A 16909-nucleotide genomic window follows, 5' to 3' on the forward strand; every position below is an offset into this window, starting at 1 on the left:
AAGGAGGTAGAGAGATACGACAGAAAGGGATTCGCATGTCCGCACGCTTCGATACCTGCAACGGCACACTCGTGATCCACGCGGTCGGCGGTGCGGAGTGCACGGAGCCGGACTGCGTGGATCTCGAGTACGTTCGTCACTTCCTGGTGCTCGAATGCGAGGAAGTCACCGGCGGTTGCCAGTGCACCGCCCTCGTGGAGTTCGCTCAGGCGTCCTGACGTCGAACCACCGGCTGCTGCAGTTCGGTCACCCAATTCTCCTGCGGCTGCGGCTCGGACACCAGGTAGAACTCGCGGCAGATGCCGGAGAGTTCGTAGCCGTTCGCCTCGATCCACGCGATGAACTGCTCCCAGGTTTCGCCGATCGTGGCCATCGAACCGTGGTGGACGGTGGTCACCGCAAGCTCGACGGGCGGTAGCTCGCGCACCTCGTAGCCCTCACCGCCCACGACCTGGGGTCCCACCTCGAATGCGGCATGCACGGTGACGCCGCTGCCGTCTCCGTCGTCGACGGCCTCGTACATGGCGATCGACGACGGCCCGAACGTCACGCCGTGCCCGGCGAGTGTCCGGGCGAGCCGGGCGTACATCGGACCGATGATCGGTCCGATGTTCTGGGGGCCGAAGCCAGCGGCAGTCTCGGTGAGAACGGCAATACGGGTGGCCGGCAACGACTTGGTGTCCACGGTGATCATCGAAATCCCTTCGGTGTGGGAGAGTCGCGCTTCGATGCGACGCAGGCGAGCGGCGTCGAGATCGAGCCGACGAGCGACATCATCGCGCTTGGCCGTGAGCATCTCGCGTAGCCGATCGTCATCGACCTGGCCGTGCACGATCTCTGTCACCTCGTCGAGCCTGAACCCGAGGTCCTTGAACATCAGAATGCGTCCCAGAACCTCGAACTGCGAACCGTCGTACGAGCGATACCCCGTGAACGGATCAACCCGCGCCGGCGTCAACAACCCGATCTCGTCGTAATGCCGAAGCATACGAACCGACACCCGGCCGATCGATGCGAACTCTCCAATGCTGAACATGACCCTCCGAGGTTCTCGTCTCACACAGTGTGAGGGTCAAGCGCAGAAAGTCGGGTGCACTCGACCGCGCTGAGCGCGGTCGACTGCACCCGATTCTTCACAGCACGGGAATCCGGAAGCGAACCACCGACCCGATGCAGTCGACTTGCTCGCCTCCGGCACGCTCCAGAGTCGCTATCGAGGCCGCGTTGCTCACCTCGCAGACTGCCGTTACCCGGGTCATGCCCATGCCCGCCGCGAGCGTCAGCACCTCGCGTACTGCCCACGATGCAACTCCCCGACCTCGTTCGGACGCACGAACCCCGTAGCCGATATGCCCGAGACGGGCGGCGAGTTCGTGGCTGTCGTGTCTGAGCGGCGAGATCACCGGAGGGAACGACGAGGTCCACGGGCAGACGGTAACACCGGCGTCAGACCCGACGCATGGTCGGTGGTGGCGTCGTTGCCACCAGCGACAGAACTACCACCGCCGATCCGGCGGCCGCTCATCGTGGGCTGATGGAACCGAGGAAGGAGGTGGTCCAGATCGCCGAATTGGCCGAGCCTGCAGCATCGTTCGTCGGAACCAGACCGTTGAGCGTCACCTGGCCACCGGTCAGGCCGAGAGCAGGCTGCGGCGGCAGGGTGAAGCCACAGGACTGCTGTACGGTGCCCGGCTCGATCGGCAGATCCATACGACGGCACTGCCCGGTGGACGTGGCCGTGAGCGCAGGCGTGACGCCGTAGCTGGTGATGCTCAGCGATGCGCCGAAATCCGGAGTCGACGGGTTCTGATAGCAGATCGATGCGGTGGCGGCCACGTCCGCGGACGGCTCGGTCGATGCCGCGCCGGTGGCAGCGTCCACGGAGACGGCGTGGATCTCGGTGGTGCGCACGCCACCTGGGCATGCGGGAGTGCTTCCGTTCGAGACCGAGTTCACCTCGCGTCCGACGCTGTACTTCACCGACCCGGTCGGTTGCGGGGTTCCTGCAACGGGTTCCGGCACGGGGGCAGTGCCGTCACCGAGTGTGTAGAGGGTCCACAGCGAGCCGGTGCGCCCGTCCGGCAGGCGAAGCGGATTGGCGATCGAGTTGCTGGTCGCGACGCCGTCGACCACCCCGGACTCGTTGGGGTTCACTCGCAGAACACAATCGACGGCCGCGCGTCCGGGCGAGCCGATCAGGAACTCGAGCCCGCAGGGGCCGTCCATCGACAGCGTGCCCAGGCCGGGAGCCGTCAGAACACCCCACTGGTCCAGGAAGGCCTGGCCGTCGAGCAGGGGCCCGTCGCACACGTAGATCGGTCCGACGTTCTGAGCCGTCGGGTTCTGCAGAAAGCCCGTCGACGGGTCGTTGGTGAAGGTGTACATCCTCGCGTCGAGTCGTTCCACCACGGTCAGCGAACGCGGGGAGCCGAAGTAGTCGTTGCACGCAGCGTTGTCCTCGGCGGTGGGGCGCTGACCACTGTCGACGGTACGGAAGACGCTGAAGCTACCCGGCCCGTCGTCGATGGACCCCATGATGGTCGCTGGTGCCGGGCTCGGCGCAGGATCTGCCGAGACCGTGGCGATCGGACACAATGCGACCGCCACTGCAGACACCACGACGCCGCGCAACCACTTCTTCGACACGTGTTCCCCCGGAACATCTGGACCCGCAATCGGTGCAGATCGGACTCACCCCGCCGAGGACAGTAGCGCAACAGGCGTTGAGAAGCGAGAGTTGGAGAGACCACAGCGGTAGCTGAGACTTCGCCGGAAACTTCCAACCCGGCGGTACGACACGGCTATGGTTCGACCTGCGCACTCACCGACCGAGGAGAAACTTCATGAACAAGCGTCTGGCATTGTATTCGGTTGCAGCACTTGCCGTTTCCACATTCTTTGTGGCCCAACCCACCGGTGTGGCGAACGCTGCCCCGTGCTCGGATGTCGACGTGGCCTTCGCCCGCGGAACCGCGGAGTTCCCCGGCCTCGGTATCACCGGCGGGCCGTTCGTCGATCGGCTGAAGTCGGAGTTGTCGGACCGCTCGATCAGTACGTACGCGGTGAACTACGCGGCCGACGTCACACAGGCCAGCGCCGGACCGGGATCACGGGACCTCGTCGAACACCTCACGTCCGTCGCAGCGTCGTGCCCGTCGACGACGTTCGTGATCGGGGGATACTCACAAGGGGCCACCGTGGTGACCAACGCTGTGGGTCTGCGGACCAGCAGCAGCAACACCGGAGCCGTCATCCCGGCGGAGATCGCCGACCGCATCGACGCGGTGGTGGTGTTCGGTAACCCGCTCGGGCTCCGCGGCAGCAAGATCGAGACCGCCAGCGCCAAGTACGGCACGCGCACGCAGAGTTTCTGCACGGTCGGCGACCCGGTGTGCCAGATCGGCGGCTTCGATGTTCTCGCGCACCTTCGGTACGCAATCGACGGATCCACCACCGCCGGTGCCCAATTCGCAGCGGCTCGCGTTCGTAGCTGACCCGATCTCAGCGGCGCAGGTTCAATCCCGTCGTGGTCGAGAAGTAGTGGGCCGCCTCGGCGCGAGGGGCGATGCGGAGGACATCGCCCTGCGACGGGGTGGCGATGTCGGGGATTCGCGCGATGATCTGCGCCCCGACGGTACCGAGGTTCGACGCGTCCTCGACGGTCCGGCCGTAGATGTAGGCGTCCGCACCGAGTTCCTCGACGACGTCGACGACGATGTCGGTACCGGAATCGGAGAGCGTCCACGCTTCCGGTCGGACGCCCATCGTGACTCGGCTGCCGTCGATTCGATCGGAGATCGCGCGCTCGATGGGCACCGACAGCGATCCGAGTTTCGCGGCACCGGCCACGACGTCCACCTCGAACAGGTTCATCGCGGGCGATCCGATGAACCCTGCGACGAATGCGTTGACCGGGCGCTCGTAGAGCTCCTTGGGGCTGGCGCACTGTTGCAGCACACCCGCTTTCATGATGGCGACGCGATCGCCCATGGTCATGGCCTCGACCTGATCGTGAGTGACGTACACGGTGGTGGTGCCGAGCCTGCGCTGGAGCAGCGAAATCTGGGTACGGGTCTGCACGCGCAGTTTGGCGTCGAGGTTGGAGAGCGGCTCGTCCATGAGGAACACCTGCGGGTTGCGCACGATCGCGCGGCCCATTGCGACGCGCTGACGTTGACCACCGGAGAGCGCCTTGGGTTTACGACCCAGGTAGTCGGTGAGATCGAGGATCTTCGCAGCCTCCTCGACGCGTCGGCCCACCTCGGCCTTGTCCATTCCGGCGATCTGCAGTGCGAAGCCCATGTTCTTGGCGACGGTCATGTGCGGGTACAGCGCGTAGTTCTGGAACACCATCGCGATGTCGCGTTCCTTGGGTGCCAGCGAGGTGACGTCCCGGTCGCCGATCTTGATGGCACCGTAGTCGACGTCCTCCAGCCCGGCGAGCATCCGCAGCGAGGTGGACTTGCCGCAGCCGGAAGGCCCGACGAGAACGAGGAATTCGCCGTCTTCGATGGCGAGGTCCAGCGATTCGACTGCTGCGACGTCCGATCCCGGGTAGAGCTTGGTGGCTCCTTCGTACGTGACCTGTGCCATGGGAGTGCTCCTTTGTATGGGTTAGAAGAATCTGTGCGCAGAGCCGGCGGGCTCGGCGGTGAGGAAGGTGGGTTCCGGCAGTTCGTATCTTGCTGCGCTGGAGGTGATCTCGTCCGCCACGGCCACAACGAGATCCGAGGGCACCAGCGCAATGGCCGAGCCGCCGAATCCACCGCCGGTCATCCGCGCTCCGTGCGCACCTGCGCGCAGGGCCGCGTCGACAGCACTGTCGAGTTCCGGTGAGCTGACCTCGTAGTCGTCCCGCAACGACGTGTGCGACGCGGTCATCAGCTCACCGAGTTCGGCACCTGCAACACCCTGGTCCAGCAGCAGGACGGCCTGCTCGACTCGACCGATCTCGGTGGCGACGTGGCGAACTCGCGCGATCAAGGTCTCGTCGACGAGTCCCGAGACCGCCCGCTCGAGATCGAGACCTCGTAGCGTCGTCACCCCCAGTTCGGCGTACGCCGTATCCAGGGCGGCGCGCCGGGCTCCGTACTGACCGTCGACCAGACGATGCGGGGCGTTGGTGTCGATCACCAACAGGCGAGTCCCCGACGTGGCCAGATCGAGGGGAATCTGACGCGTCGAACCGTCGAGGCAGTCGAGCAGCAGCGCGTGTCCTCGCTCGGCCGACATCGCGATGTTCTGATCCATGCCGCCCGTCGACGCGCCGGCGATCTCGTTCTCGGCACAAATACTGGCTTCGATCAATACTTTTCGGTCGAGGCGAAGATCGAACAGGTCGTCGAGCGCGAGGGCGAACGAGCATTCCAGGGCCGCCGAGCTCGACAGCCCCGAACCCACCGGCACCGAGGAATGCACGGCCACGTCGACTCCGCCGACTCCGTGCTCCTGAAGCGCCCAGGACACCCCGGCCACATAGGCCGCCCAACCCGAAGGGTTGCCGGGACCGACATCGCCGAGCCCACCGGTCCACGACCGGTCGGTGTGCGTCGAGACGGCACGCATCGTGGTGTCCTCGCGGCGACGCACTGCCACCGCGGTGGCGTACGGCAGCGCGAACGGCAGCACCAGTCCGCCTGCGTAATCGATGTGCTCACCGATGAGGTTGACGCGACCCGGAGCGATCCAGACGCCGTCGGGGTCTCCGCCGAATGTGCTGCGGAACAACGCTGCTGCACCGTCGGCGAGATCCTCGTCGGCGATCACGTCGAGCCAGTTCACGTCAGTACCTCGCGCATCCGGTCCGCGATCCGCTCGGGAGTGGTGTCGTTGATCCAGGCCCCCATAGCAGATTCCGATCCGGCGAGGAACTTCATCCGACCGGGTGAGCGCATCATCGAAAACAGTTGCAGATGAAGGCGTCCCAGTTCGCGATCTGCTCCGACGGGTGCCTGGTGCCACGCCGCGATGTACGGAACCTCGTCGACGCCTTCGAAGAATGCGTCGACTCCGCGCAACAGACCCCGATAGACCACGGCCAGCTCGTCCCGCTCGGCACCGCTCAACTCGGCGAGATCTGCAACGTCGCGACGCGGAGCGAGATGTACCTCGACCGGCCACCGCGATGCTGCAGGCACGTACGCAACCCAATGCTCGGAATCGACGACGATGCGTCGGCCCGAACGCAGCTCGGCGGCCAGCACATCGGCCAGCAGAACCCGGCCAGTGCTCTCGAAGTGCTTGCGAGACTGACGAATCAGCGCATCGGTGCGCGGCGGCAGGTACGGGTACGCGTAGATCTGACCGTGCGGGTGGGTCAGGGTGACGCCGATCTCCTTACCCCGGTTCTCGAAGCAGAACACCTGCTGGACACCGGGGATCGCGGACAATGCGGTGGTGCGATCGGCCCAGACGTCGATGATGGTGCGGACGCGAGAGAGCTCCAGCGCGACGAAGGATGTATCGGGGTCACTTGCGAAGCAGATCACCTCACACCGCCCGGTGCCGGGAGCCATCGGCCACAGCGCTTCGCCGTCCACTTCGCTCGGAAGTGATTGCTGCGCTGCCGTTTCGGACAGGGACGGGAAGCGGTTCTCGAACACCACCACGTCGTAGTCGGCCGCCGGAATTTCCGTGGCCGGACGGTCCGGTCGGCTCGGTGCCAACGGCGACGCGTCGGCCGGCGGCAGGAACGTGCGGTCCATTCGCTGCGCCGCGATGACGATCCATTCCCCGGTGAGGACGTCGAATCGCATCTGTGACTGGGACATCGACGGTGAGAGGGCCCGGGTATCGATCAGATCGCGGGTGGCTCCACCGGAGAGATAGGGCTCGGTGTCGTCGTAGTAGATCAGCTCACGGCCGTCGGCCAGAGTGGTCGACGTCTTGCGCATCGAGTGCGTCGTGGCGTCATGCGCGGTCATCGAGTGCTCGTTCCTCGTTCGTGTCGGGGGTGTGCTCTCCGGCGATCACCACGTCGTCGACCGTCTCGGACAACGCCTCGTGAACGCCGGGGTCGAGTCCGGCATCGGTGACGAACACGTCCACGCGCGAGAGCGGGATGGTGTTGGCCAGTGCGCGGACACCCCACTTGGTGTGGTCGGCAAGCACGATGACGCGACGAGACGACGCGACCAGCGCCTGGTTGGTCTGTGCTTCCATGAGATTGGGGCAGGTGAGCCCGGATTCGATGTCCACTCCGTGTGTTCCGAGAAACAGCATGTCCAGGTGAATACTCTGCAGGGCACTGACCGTGAGCGGTCCGACGAGCGCGTAGGACGGCGTGCGCTGTCCGCCGGTGAGCAACACCGTCTGATCCGACCGGCCACCGGTGTGAAAGACATCGGCGACGGGCAGGGAGTTGGTGACGACGGTGATGTCCGGAACGTCGAGCAGTTCCTGCGCGAGTGCGTGCGTCGTGGTGCCACCGGAGATGCCGATGGAGGTCCCGGGCCGCACGAATCGTGCAGCGGCACGGGCGATGGCCGCCTTGGCATCGCGATCGAGTTCGGACTTGGCCGAGAACCCCGGCTCGAAGACGCTCGCCGATCGCGGCAACGTCACGCCGCCGTGCACCCGCTCGACCAGACCGCGGGCGACGAGCTCGTTGACGTCGCGCCGAATGGTCATGTCCGACACCGACAGTGCAGCACCGAGATCCGCGACCTTGACCGCACCCTCCGCCGTCACCTGGTCCAGGATCTTCTGCTGACGCTGGTGGGCGAGCATCAGCGGTTCTCGGCGATCACGGCACTGCCGCCTGCGGCCAGGATGAGTTCGCCGTCGATCTGTGCGCCGCCGACCAGATCGGTACCCGAGGCGGGCACGCTGACCTTGTCGGTTCCGTGGTTGAGCACGAAGAGCCAGGACTGCTCCCCTGCCGACCGTCGGACGATCTCCACATCCGATCCGAGATCGCGTCGGGTGTCGATTCCGGCTGCGGCGCAGAGCTTGTCGGCGAGCGTGGCCCAACCTGCCGCGTCGGGCACGGTGGCGGCGTACCAGGCGGCACCGGTGGCGACGGTACGTTTGGTCAGCGCGGGAACGCCGCGCAGATGCCCCCGGGTATGGCGCGCCAGCACATCGACGTCCTCGGTCGTGGTGAGGTATTCGCTCCAGATCTCACCGACGGTCTCGTCGTCGAGATTCAGTGTCTCGCCGTCGGCGAGCGGGAAGAACTCCTCGACTCGGACGCCGAGCAGCTCGCGGAATGCGCCCGGGTAGCCGCCGAGTCGCACGTGGTCGTCCTCGTCGGCGATTCCCGAGAATGCGGTGACCAGTACCTGCGCGCCCGCATCGGCCGCGTCGGCAATCCGCGCCGCGGTCTCGTCGCTGCACAGATACAGAGCCGGCACGACGACGATGTCGTAGCCGCCGAGATCCGTGGACGACGGAACGACGTCGCAGGTCACGCCTGCGGAGGTGAAGCCGCGATGTGCCCGTCGGGCAATCTCCATGGGCTGCATCGCCATCGACGGATGGCCCTCCTGCTCGCATGCCCACTGCGATGCCCAGTCGAAGAGCACGGCGACCCGGGCATCGACGGTGCTTCCTGCCACCGGGGCCATACGACGCAGCGCAGCGCCGAGCTCGACGACCTCACGCCACCGCGCGGTGTCCTCACCGGCATGCGGCACCAGTGCGGAATGGAATTTCTCGGCCCCGGCCTTGGAGGCACGGAACTGGAAGTACGCGATGCCGTCTGCGCCTCGGGCCATGTGCGCCAGGGAGTTTCGCATCATCTCACCGGGCACCTTGGCCCGGTTGATGTGCTGCCAGTTGACCGCGCTGGTGGAATGCTCCATCAACAACCAGGGTCGACGGCCGGCGACGCCCCGGGTGAGGTCGGCCGAGAACGACAGCTTGTGATGCGCTGCCCCGTCACCGGTCTCGGGGCCGACGAGGTAGTGGTCGGTGGAGACGATGTCCTGCTCGGGGGCCCAGGACGCGTAGTCCATGTTGCCTGCGAGCGCGGGGCCCTGGCCCATGCCGACCATGAAGTTCGTGGTGACCGGGACGTTCGGGGTGATGCGGTTCAGCACGGCCTTCTCGGCGCGGTACTGCTCGAGGAGAGCGTCGGAGCAGAAGCGGCGCCAGTCGAGCTGGTGCGTCGGGTTGCCGAACGTCGTGCTCACCGACGGGGGAACGATCTCGTCCCAGTCGCTGTAGCGCTGGCTCCAGAAGTCGGTTCCCCAGGCGGTGTTGAGGGTCTTGAGGTCGATGTACCTGGCGCTGAGCCATTCTCGGAACGCATGCGCACTGTCGTCGGAGTAGCACAGTGCGTTGTGGCAGCCGAGTTCGTTGGAGACGTGCCACATCGCCAGTGCCGGGTGCTCACCGTAGCGATGCGCCATCTTCTCGACCAGCACGAGCGAATGTTCGCGGTACACAGCAGAACTGGGGCTCCACGTCTGACGGCTTCCGATGGCGTAGCGGTAGCCGCGCTCGTCGACCGGGCGCATCTGCGGGTAGGCGGTGGCCAACCACGGCGGGGGCGAGGCCGTCGCCGTTGCGAGGTCGACGCGGATGTCGCCCTCGTGCATCAGATCCATGACTCGGTCGAGCCACTCGAAGTCCCACGTCGACGCGGTCGGCTGCAGGCGCGCCCAGGAGAAGACACCGACGGTCACGAAGTCGACGCCGGCCTCGTGCATCAGCTCGACGTCGCGTCGCCAGACGTCCTCGGGCCACTGCTCGGGGTTGTAGTCGCCCCCGAAGGAAATTCCCTGGGTCGGCCAGGTGCTGCGCTGCGCTGTGTCCATGCTCACAATATGAACGAGCAGTTCTCAGATGTCAACATGAATGAACATTTTCTTACTGATGCAGGTGAGCGGCCCTCGAAGAGCTTGACAGACGCCCTCGCGTCGTGTTTCTGTAACCTGCATCACCCCGAATGGTCAGAGAAACGACGCGGAACCTACCGCGAAGATGTTCACTTCTGATCGTTATCGATACTTTTCGTCGAAGGACTTCCATGAACCCACACGAGTGGCCGCGCACGTGGCAGCCGTCACGACGCGATTTCCTGCGGTCCGCGCTCGTCGCCGCGGGTGCGATCACCGCCGGTGGCGCGCTGTCGGCGTGCTCGAACAGCGTCGACCCGAACGTCACCACGCTCGGGTCACGATTGTCCGACCCCAACTCCAAGCTGGGTGTCGAGGACTTCGTCGCGATGTATCGGCAGCAGACCGGGCGACAGCTCGCCGTCAACACCGTCGACTCGACGTCGTTCCAGGAGAACGTCAACAACTACCTCCAGGGCACGCCCGACGACGTCGTCACCTGGATGGGCGGCTATCGGGTGAAGTACTTCGCCGAGAAGGGGTTGGTGGAGGACCTGTCGCCGATCTGGGCGAACCACGGCGGTGGCTTCAACGACAGCTTCCGCGAGAACTCGACCGGCATGGACGGCAAGCAGTACCTGATCCCGTTCTTCTACTACCCGTGGGCGGTGTTCTACCGGCCGAGCCTGTGGGCCGAGCGCGGGTACGAGCCCCCGGCGACCTACGACCAGTGGGTAGCGCTGAGCAAGCAGATGCAGGCCGACGGCCTCACCCCGATCGGCTTCGGGGCCCGCGACGGGTGGCCACCGTTCGGAACGTTCGACTATCTGAATCTGCGGCTCAACGGCGTCGAGTTCCACCGAACCCTGCTCGCCGGAGACGTGAGCTGGACCGACAATCGCGTGCGTTCCGTGTTCGACACCTGGCGTGAACTGCTGCCCTTCCACCAGCCGCAGCCGCTGGGCCGCAAGATCGCCGATGCGCAGATGGCGCTGCTGAACAAGAGCGTCGGGTCGCTCGTCGCCGGCATGTTCGTGGCGCAGAGCTTCCCCGCCGGTGCCGAGCGCGACGATCTGGACTTCTTCACCTTCCCCGAACTCGACTCAGCCGTAGGAACATCCACGGTCGAGGCACCGATGGACGGGTTCATGATGCGCACCGACCCGCGCAACCGGCCCGGAGCCGAGGACTTCCTCACCTACATGACCGGCCCCGACCCTGCCGTCGCATACGCGAAGCAGGATCCGCAGGCGATACCTGCTCACCGGGATGCCGACCTGTCGAGTTTCCCTGCACTGGTCCGCAAATCGGCCGATCTGGTGCAGAACGCCGAGGAGATCACCCAGTTCTTCGACCGCGATACCCGACCCGATTTCGCCTCGATCGTCATGATCCCGGCCCTACAACAGTTCATCGGCAACCCCAACGATGTCGACGGCCTGGTACGCAGTATCGAACGTCAGAAGTCGGCGGTGTTCGGAACATGATCGTGCGCAGTGCGATTCGACCCCCATCATCCACTCGACATCGAGATCAGGTAATGCCATGACCGCACCCGAACGGGTCAAGTCGCCGAAGATTCGGCGCAGTGTTCGCGAGAAGTGGACCATCGCGCTCATGCTCGGAGTCCCCGCGCTGATCGTCATCGGTCTCGTCTGGATTCCGACGATCTTCACGGTGATCCTGTCCTTCGCCCGCTGGGACGGCATCGGCGGCACATCGAGCATCGAATGGATCGGCATTCGGAACTACGTCGATGCCGTCGAGGCCTACCCACCGTTCCAACAGGCCCTGCACAACAACGTGCTCTGGCTGGTGTTCCTGTTCCTCGTCCCCACCGTCATCGGCATCCTGCTGGCGATCCTTCTGGACAAGAACCTCAAAGGGTCTCGGCTCTACCAGAGCATCTTCTACATTCCCGTGGTGCTGTCGATGGCTCTCATCGGCTTCATCTGGCAGCTCATCTACTCCACCGAGGGCGGCGTCCTCAACAGCCTGCTGGGCACCGACGTCGACTGGCTCGGCGACCCGGACATCAACATCTGGGCCGTGATGGTCGCCGCCGGGTGGCGTCACACCGGCTACATCATGCTCTTGTACTTGGCCGGCCTCAAGGCCATCGATCCATCCGTCCGCGAAGCCGCAGTGATGGACGGTGCCGGGCCGATTCGCACGTTCTTCAGCGTCATCTTCCCGCTGATGAAGAACACCAATCTGCTCATCGTCGTCATCACCGTCATCGAGGCACTGCGCGCCTTCGACCTGGTCTGGGTGATCAACAGGGGCAGAAACGGTTTGGAACTGATATCGGCGTTGGTCACCGCCAACGTCGTCGGTGAAGCAGGCCGCATCGGCTTCGGTTCGGCCCTGGCGACCGTCATGCTTCTCATCTCTCTCGTCTTCATCGCCCTGTACCTCGCCATCGTTCTTCGGAGCAAAGACTGATGACCACTTCACTCACCCGCACAGCACCGCCCGAGCGCGATCCGTTGACCCGCAACCGCGCCGCCGTGGCCAACCGTCGGCGCGCCGGCACCGCCCAGATCGCCATCTACGTGCTGCTGACCGTCATGGCGCTCGTCTGGATGTTCCCGCTCGTGTGGGCGGTGTACAACTCGTTCCGCGACTACGACTACGTGTTGCTCAACGGATACCTGTCCGTCGGCGGCTATACGTTCAGCAACTACATCGACTCGTGGCAGATCGGCGGAATCCCGCACTACTTCTTCAACTCGCTGATCATCACCGTGCCGTCGGTACTGCTCATCCTGTTCTTCGGCTCGATGGCGGCATTCATCCTGGCCCGCTTCAGCTGGAAGTTCAACATCTTCATGCTCGCGGTGTTCATCGCAGGCAACCTGCTGCCCCAGCAGACACTGCTCACGCCACTCTTCCGTCTGTACAACGCAATTCCCGTTCCGTACTGGATGAGTTCGTCGGGTTCGCTGTACGACAGCTACTGGGGTCTGATCATCGTGCACGTCGCGTTCCAGACCGGATTCTGCGTGTTCGTGCTGAGCAACTACATGAAAACCGTTCCGCACGAGCTGCTCGAGGCCGCCACCGTCGACGGGGCGAGCCTGTTCCGCCAGTACTGGCAGGTGGTCATGCCGCTGTGCCGTCCCGCGCTGGCTGCACTCGCGACACTGATGGTGACATGGATCTACAACGACTTCTTCTGGGCTCTGGCCCTGATGGTCAGTGGCGACAAGCTCCCGGTGACGACGGCGCTGCAGAATCTGCAGGGTAGCTTCTTCACCGACACCAATCTGCTCGCCGCAGGCTCGGTGCTGGTGGCTCTACCGACAGTGCTCGTATTCGTTGCGCTGCAACGCCATTTCGTATCCGGTCTGACGATGGGTGCCAACAAGTGAGTTTTTCCGTCCTTCGCCGTGACGGTGTCATGGTGATCCTCGGCCCGTCATCCACCGCCGTTCCGGCCGTGCTGCATTGGGGTACCGATCTGGGCGAGCTGTCCGAGAACGACCTGACCGACCTGCGCAGGGCCGCGATCCCCGCTGTCCCGCATTCGAGCGTGGATGTGCCCCGGTGGCTCACCCTCGCACCCGGCAGCGACGACGCCTGGCAGGGAACACCGGCTCTGGCATTGCACCGCAATGGGTCGGTGCAGTACCCACGGTGGGGCGACGTCGCTGTTCGCGCAGACGACTTCCGTTGTGTGGTCGCGGCGTCCGACTCCGAGTTGGGAATCGCGTGGTCGATCGAGTTGTCGATGGAGATCGGTGGCTCACTGCGAGTGCAGCAGAGTGTTCGCAACGTTTCCGGTGGACCCTTGACCGTCGACGGCGTGGTGACGCTGATGCCGTTGCCGGACAGTGCAACCGAACTACTCGACCTGACGGGACGGCACTGCCGCGAACGTACCCCCCAGCGGCGACGGTTCGATCACGGCTCTACCGTGCGCGCCTCACGACGCGGTAGAACCGGGCACGACGCCACCCTGGTTCTCACCGCCGGTAGTGAAGGCTTCGGCTTTCGCACTGGCGAGGTATGGGGTGCACATGTCGCCTGGAGCGGCGATCACCTGCATCTTGCCGAGCGGCTTCCCGAGCGGGCCGGTCAGGCCTCGGGGGTGCTGGGCGGCGGTGAGCTGCTCGCCCCCGGCGAGGTGGTACTGCAGGACGGCGACACCTACACGACACCGTGGGTGCACTTCGTGTATTCCGATGCAGGGCTGGATGGTTCGGCGCAGTCGCTGCACCGATGGATGCGATCCCGACCCGCACATCCCATCTCGCCGCGACCGGTGGTGTTGAACGTGTGGGAAGGGGTCTACTTCGATCACGATCTCACCCGACTCCGCGGGATCGCCGACGTCGCCGCGCACGTGGGCGTCGAACGATTCGTGCTCGACGACGGATGGTTCCGACACCGCCGCGACGATCGAGCCGGCCTCGGCGACTGGCAGGTGGACGAGGGCGTCTGGCCCGACGGACTGGCACCGCTGTTCGATCACGTTCGTGAACTCGGTATGAGCCCTGGCCTGTGGTTCGAGCCCGAGATGGTCAACCTGGATTCCGACATCGCTCGGGCGCATCCGGATTGGCTGCTCGCGGCACCCGGGCGACTACCCCTCGAATGGCGTCACCAGCACGTGCTCGATCTGACCCGCCCGGAGGTGTTCGAGTATCTCCTCACTGCCATCGATACCGTGCTGACGAACGAGCGGCCCGACTATGTGAAGTGGGACCACAACCGAGACCTGATGCTGGCGATCGATTCCGACGGACGCGCTGCGGTGCATGCCCAGACCTCGGCGTTCTATCGGCTGTTGGACGCGTTGCGTTCGCGGCATCCCCACGTCGAATTCGAGTCCTGTGCATCCGGCGGTGCCCGCATCGACCTCGAGGTCCTCGAACACACCGACCGCGTATGGGCGTCGGACACCAACGATCCACTCGAACGTCAAAGGTTGCAGCGGTGGACGACGCAGTTGCTGCCACCGGAGCTGATCGGCTCGCACGTCGGTCCGCAGATCGCGCACACGTCCGGTCGATGGTCGACTCTTCAGTTCCGTTGCTTGACATCACTGTTCGGTCACGCCGGATTGGAGATGGACGTCACCGAGCTGGCGGCGGAAGATCACGAATACCTGCGGTCGTGGACTGCGCTGTACAAGGAATTGCGCGGACTGCTTCACACCGGCAACGTGGTACGCGCCGACCATCCCGACCCGAGTGTCTGGGTGCACGGCGTCGTGGCTGCGGACTGCTCGGAGGCCGCGTACGCAGTGGTGCGAATGGACACCTCCCCCGAGGACCGCACCGATCGTGTTCGGCTTCCCGGCCTCGATCCGGCCGTGCGGTATCGCGTCGAATTCGTTCATGCACTGAGTGATTCCGGCAACGGGATCGAGCTACCACCGTGGATCGCCGACGGCGGAGTGGTCGAGCTGTCGGGGTCGATGTTGGCTCGGGCAGGTGTGGCACTACCGGTGCTGTTCCCGCAGACGGGGGTGTTGCTCAGGATGCAAGCCGTCTGAACTGTGAATCGGCTCCTCAGTTCTGGATTTCCGACTGCGATCAGAGGATGGAATCCGAATCCGAGGAGCCGATTCGCCGTTTCAATCCCAATTCACCCGGGACGCCATGCTCAGCAGCTTAGCTCGACGCGTCTCGTTCGTCTCGCCGATTCGGGCAATTCGCCCGTAGACATGCGCCCGAAAGTCGCTGTGGTGATGCCGATTCTGCTCGGATGGGCCGCTGGCGATGCAGTTGTGCAGCAGTGCCCGGAGAGTGTCGTACTCCTCTCGGGGCACCGCCGGCCACGAGTTGACGACGAGTCCGGTGAGCTGTTGTCGCTGATGAGCGCGCCTGACCCTGGTCTTGTCCGGATGAATTAGAAAGCCTTCGTCGTGGGCGATCTGAGAAATCAACCACAGCAGTCTGTCCACGTCGAGGTCTGGCCCACCGGAGAACGCCAGATCGTCGGCGTATCGGCTGTAGCGGGCACCGACGGACCGGGCAAGCCCGGTGGCTCGGATATCGAGTTGTCGCGCAGCCAGATTCGCCAACGCAGGTGACGTAGGCGCTCCCTGCGGCAGGTGGATGGCGCGAAGCCGCGCCGCCGTGGGACGGTCCACGCCGACCAACTCACGTGCCGGGGTCACCGTGGTACAGAGCGCGGCGAGATTCGCCGCGACTGTCCGCGGATATCCCACGGCCTCGAAGATCGCGACCACTCGATCGAATCCGATGGACGGAAAGAAGCGTCGAAGATCCACCGAGATCACCACGTCGCGTTCGGAATGCGGCATCGCGAATGTACGCGGACTGCGCGCTTTCGCGAAGCCGTGCGCCGCCGGATGAGCCGGGATCCGATCGAGGATGCGGCGCAGTATTTTTCGTTGAATTTCCCGTAGACGTGGCTTCGGCACCTCGAGCAGTCGGATGCCCTGTCGCTTGTCGAGCCGTGCAGATCGATAGTGCTGCAACGGGAACGGCGCAGTGCGAAGCCTGCCCTGCAGATCGGCGAACCATTCGATTTCGGAGATCGTCAGGTCCAGCGACCGCGCGAGCTGACCGGTGGTCTCGTACCGCGGTACCTCGAACCGCCAGGGCTTGTCACTGTTGCGCGTCGGTCTCTGTGACGACACCGACGGCTCCGGAATGAACGGAAGGTCACGCAGCAGAACGAAGATCGATGCCTCGTCGAACGGCGGACTCGGATACAGATTGATGACCCGATCCGCCAACCACGTCGCTTTGGCCGGGACGAGTGGCTCGAACGCCTCCGCGAGTCCGGATCGCGTCCACTCGGCGTCCGCAGCCAGGCGCGCCAGCGTCGCGGCCGCCTGTGGGGTCAATTCGCGTTCGGTCACAGGCGGTCGTCGATCGGATGCAGTGCCGTGGAATTCGACGCCGTGACATGCAACGGCGCGGGGCGACCGAAATCTTTCGTCCTCGGAGCTGCCAAGCACGCGGAGCGTGCAGACCAGCTTCGGACGCAGTGCTCGATTCTCGTGATGTACCCAGGGGTTACCCCTGAGACCGGTCCCGTGGACCAACTCTCGCCCACGCGCCGCTGCATCCCTCCACCATGCCAAAGGGACGCAGATCTGTCAGTGCGTTGCCCGCAGGACCGTCACGGAAGAAGAGACTCGACTT

At 64.8% G+C, this 16909-nt stretch carries 15 protein-coding genes; 6 read left to right on the forward strand and 9 right to left on the reverse strand.

All coding sequences use genetic code 11. From position 1 onward, the window contains the following. Positions 1 to 35: 35 nt before the first annotated feature. Positions 36 to 218, forward strand: a complete 183-nt coding sequence (locus tag CH273_RS15345) for a hypothetical protein (RefSeq protein ID WP_032397091.1) — start codon at positions 36 to 38, stop codon at positions 216 to 218. On the opposite strand, the gene CH273_RS15350 is transcribed toward CH273_RS15345, so the two are convergent. From CH273_RS15350 to CH273_RS15360, 3 genes are all read right to left on the reverse strand, one after another. Continuing rightward, on the reverse strand, positions 206 to 1036 hold the full coding sequence (locus CH273_RS15350) for a MerR family transcriptional regulator (protein WP_032397090.1): 831 nt from the start codon (positions 1034 to 1036) through the stop codon (positions 206 to 208). The two genes, CH273_RS15345 and CH273_RS15350, sit on opposite strands and share 13 nt — an antisense overlap. Positions 1037 to 1133: 97 nt before the next feature. Beyond that, on the reverse strand, positions 1134 to 1403 hold the full coding sequence (locus CH273_RS15355) for a GNAT family N-acetyltransferase (protein ID WP_052049977.1): 270 nt from the start codon (positions 1401 to 1403) through the stop codon (positions 1134 to 1136). Positions 1404 to 1521: 118 nt separating this feature from the next. Beyond that, a complete protein-coding gene (locus tag CH273_RS15360) occupies positions 1522 to 2646 on the reverse strand; it encodes a hypothetical protein (protein WP_032397089.1) in 1125 nt (374 codons plus the stop codon). A gap of 197 nt (positions 2647 to 2843) precedes the next feature. Between CH273_RS15360 and CH273_RS15365 the strand changes: the two genes are divergently transcribed. Continuing rightward, positions 2844 to 3494 (forward strand): cutinase family protein, encoded by a 651-nt coding sequence (locus CH273_RS15365; RefSeq protein WP_032397088.1) that lies wholly within the window; start codon positions 2844 to 2846, stop codon positions 3492 to 3494. 7 nt (positions 3495 to 3501) lie between these two features. Here the strand turns inward: CH273_RS15365 and CH273_RS15370 are convergent, their stop codons facing one another. Genes CH273_RS15370 through CH273_RS15390 form a run of 5 tightly spaced genes read right to left on the reverse strand, consistent with a single transcriptional unit; the run spans position 3502 to position 9761 of the window. Next, positions 3502 to 4593 (reverse strand): ABC transporter ATP-binding protein, encoded by a 1092-nt coding sequence (locus CH273_RS15370; protein ID WP_032397087.1) that lies wholly within the window; start codon positions 4591 to 4593, stop codon positions 3502 to 3504. 21 nt (positions 4594 to 4614) lie between these two features. Continuing rightward, on the reverse strand, positions 4615 to 5781 hold the full coding sequence (galK, locus tag CH273_RS15375; RefSeq protein WP_032397086.1) for a galactokinase: 1167 nt from the start codon (positions 5779 to 5781) through the stop codon (positions 4615 to 4617). Further along, positions 5778 to 6893, reverse strand: a complete 1116-nt coding sequence (gene galT / locus CH273_RS15380; RefSeq protein WP_032397368.1) for a galactose-1-phosphate uridylyltransferase — start codon at positions 6891 to 6893, stop codon at positions 5778 to 5780. The genes galK and galT overlap by 4 nt, the downstream gene beginning before the upstream one ends. A gap of 16 nt (positions 6894 to 6909) precedes the next feature. Beyond that, positions 6910 to 7728, reverse strand: coding sequence for a DeoR/GlpR family DNA-binding transcription regulator (locus CH273_RS15385; RefSeq protein ID WP_032397085.1), 819 nt, complete (start codon positions 7726 to 7728; stop codon positions 6910 to 6912). Next, positions 7728 to 9761 carry a beta-galactosidase gene (locus CH273_RS15390; RefSeq protein WP_032397084.1) on the reverse strand — a complete coding sequence of 678 codons (2034 nt, stop codon included), beginning with the start codon at positions 9759 to 9761 and terminating at the stop codon, positions 7728 to 7730. The genes CH273_RS15385 and CH273_RS15390 overlap by 1 nt, the downstream gene beginning before the upstream one ends. A gap of 212 nt (positions 9762 to 9973) precedes the next feature. Between CH273_RS15390 and CH273_RS15395 the strand changes: the two genes are divergently transcribed. The 4 genes from CH273_RS15395 to CH273_RS15410 are packed head-to-tail and all read left to right on the forward strand — an operon-like array spanning position 9974 to position 15285. After that, on the forward strand, positions 9974 to 11269 hold the full coding sequence (locus CH273_RS15395; RefSeq protein ID WP_032397083.1) for an ABC transporter substrate-binding protein: 1296 nt from the start codon (positions 9974 to 9976) through the stop codon (positions 11267 to 11269). A 58-nt stretch (positions 11270 to 11327) separates the two neighbouring features. Further along, positions 11328 to 12227 carry a carbohydrate ABC transporter permease gene (locus CH273_RS15400; protein ID WP_032397082.1) on the forward strand — a complete coding sequence of 300 codons (900 nt, stop codon included), beginning with the start codon at positions 11328 to 11330 and terminating at the stop codon, positions 12225 to 12227. Next, complete coding sequence (locus CH273_RS15405) at positions 12227 to 13156, forward strand: carbohydrate ABC transporter permease (protein WP_082073862.1); 930 nt, start codon at positions 12227 to 12229, stop codon at positions 13154 to 13156. The genes CH273_RS15400 and CH273_RS15405 overlap by 1 nt, the downstream gene beginning before the upstream one ends. Continuing rightward, the gene (locus CH273_RS15410) at positions 13153 to 15285 is read left to right on the forward strand and encodes an alpha-galactosidase (RefSeq protein ID WP_032397081.1); all 2133 of its coding nucleotides are present in this window, start codon (positions 13153 to 13155) and stop codon (positions 15283 to 15285) included. Before CH273_RS15405 ends, CH273_RS15410 begins: the two co-directional genes overlap by 4 nt. Before the next feature lie 81 nt (positions 15286 to 15366). Here CH273_RS15410 and CH273_RS15415 read toward each other — a convergent pair whose 3' ends face one another. After that, a complete protein-coding gene (locus tag CH273_RS15415) occupies positions 15367 to 16623 on the reverse strand; it encodes a reverse transcriptase family protein (RefSeq protein ID WP_032397080.1) in 1257 nt (418 codons plus the stop codon). Between the last annotated feature and the right edge of the window lie 286 nt (positions 16624 to 16909).

The organism is Rhodococcus sp. 05-339-2 (genome assembly GCF_002258965.1).
Lineage (GTDB): Bacteria > Actinomycetota > Actinomycetes > Mycobacteriales > Mycobacteriaceae > Rhodococcoides.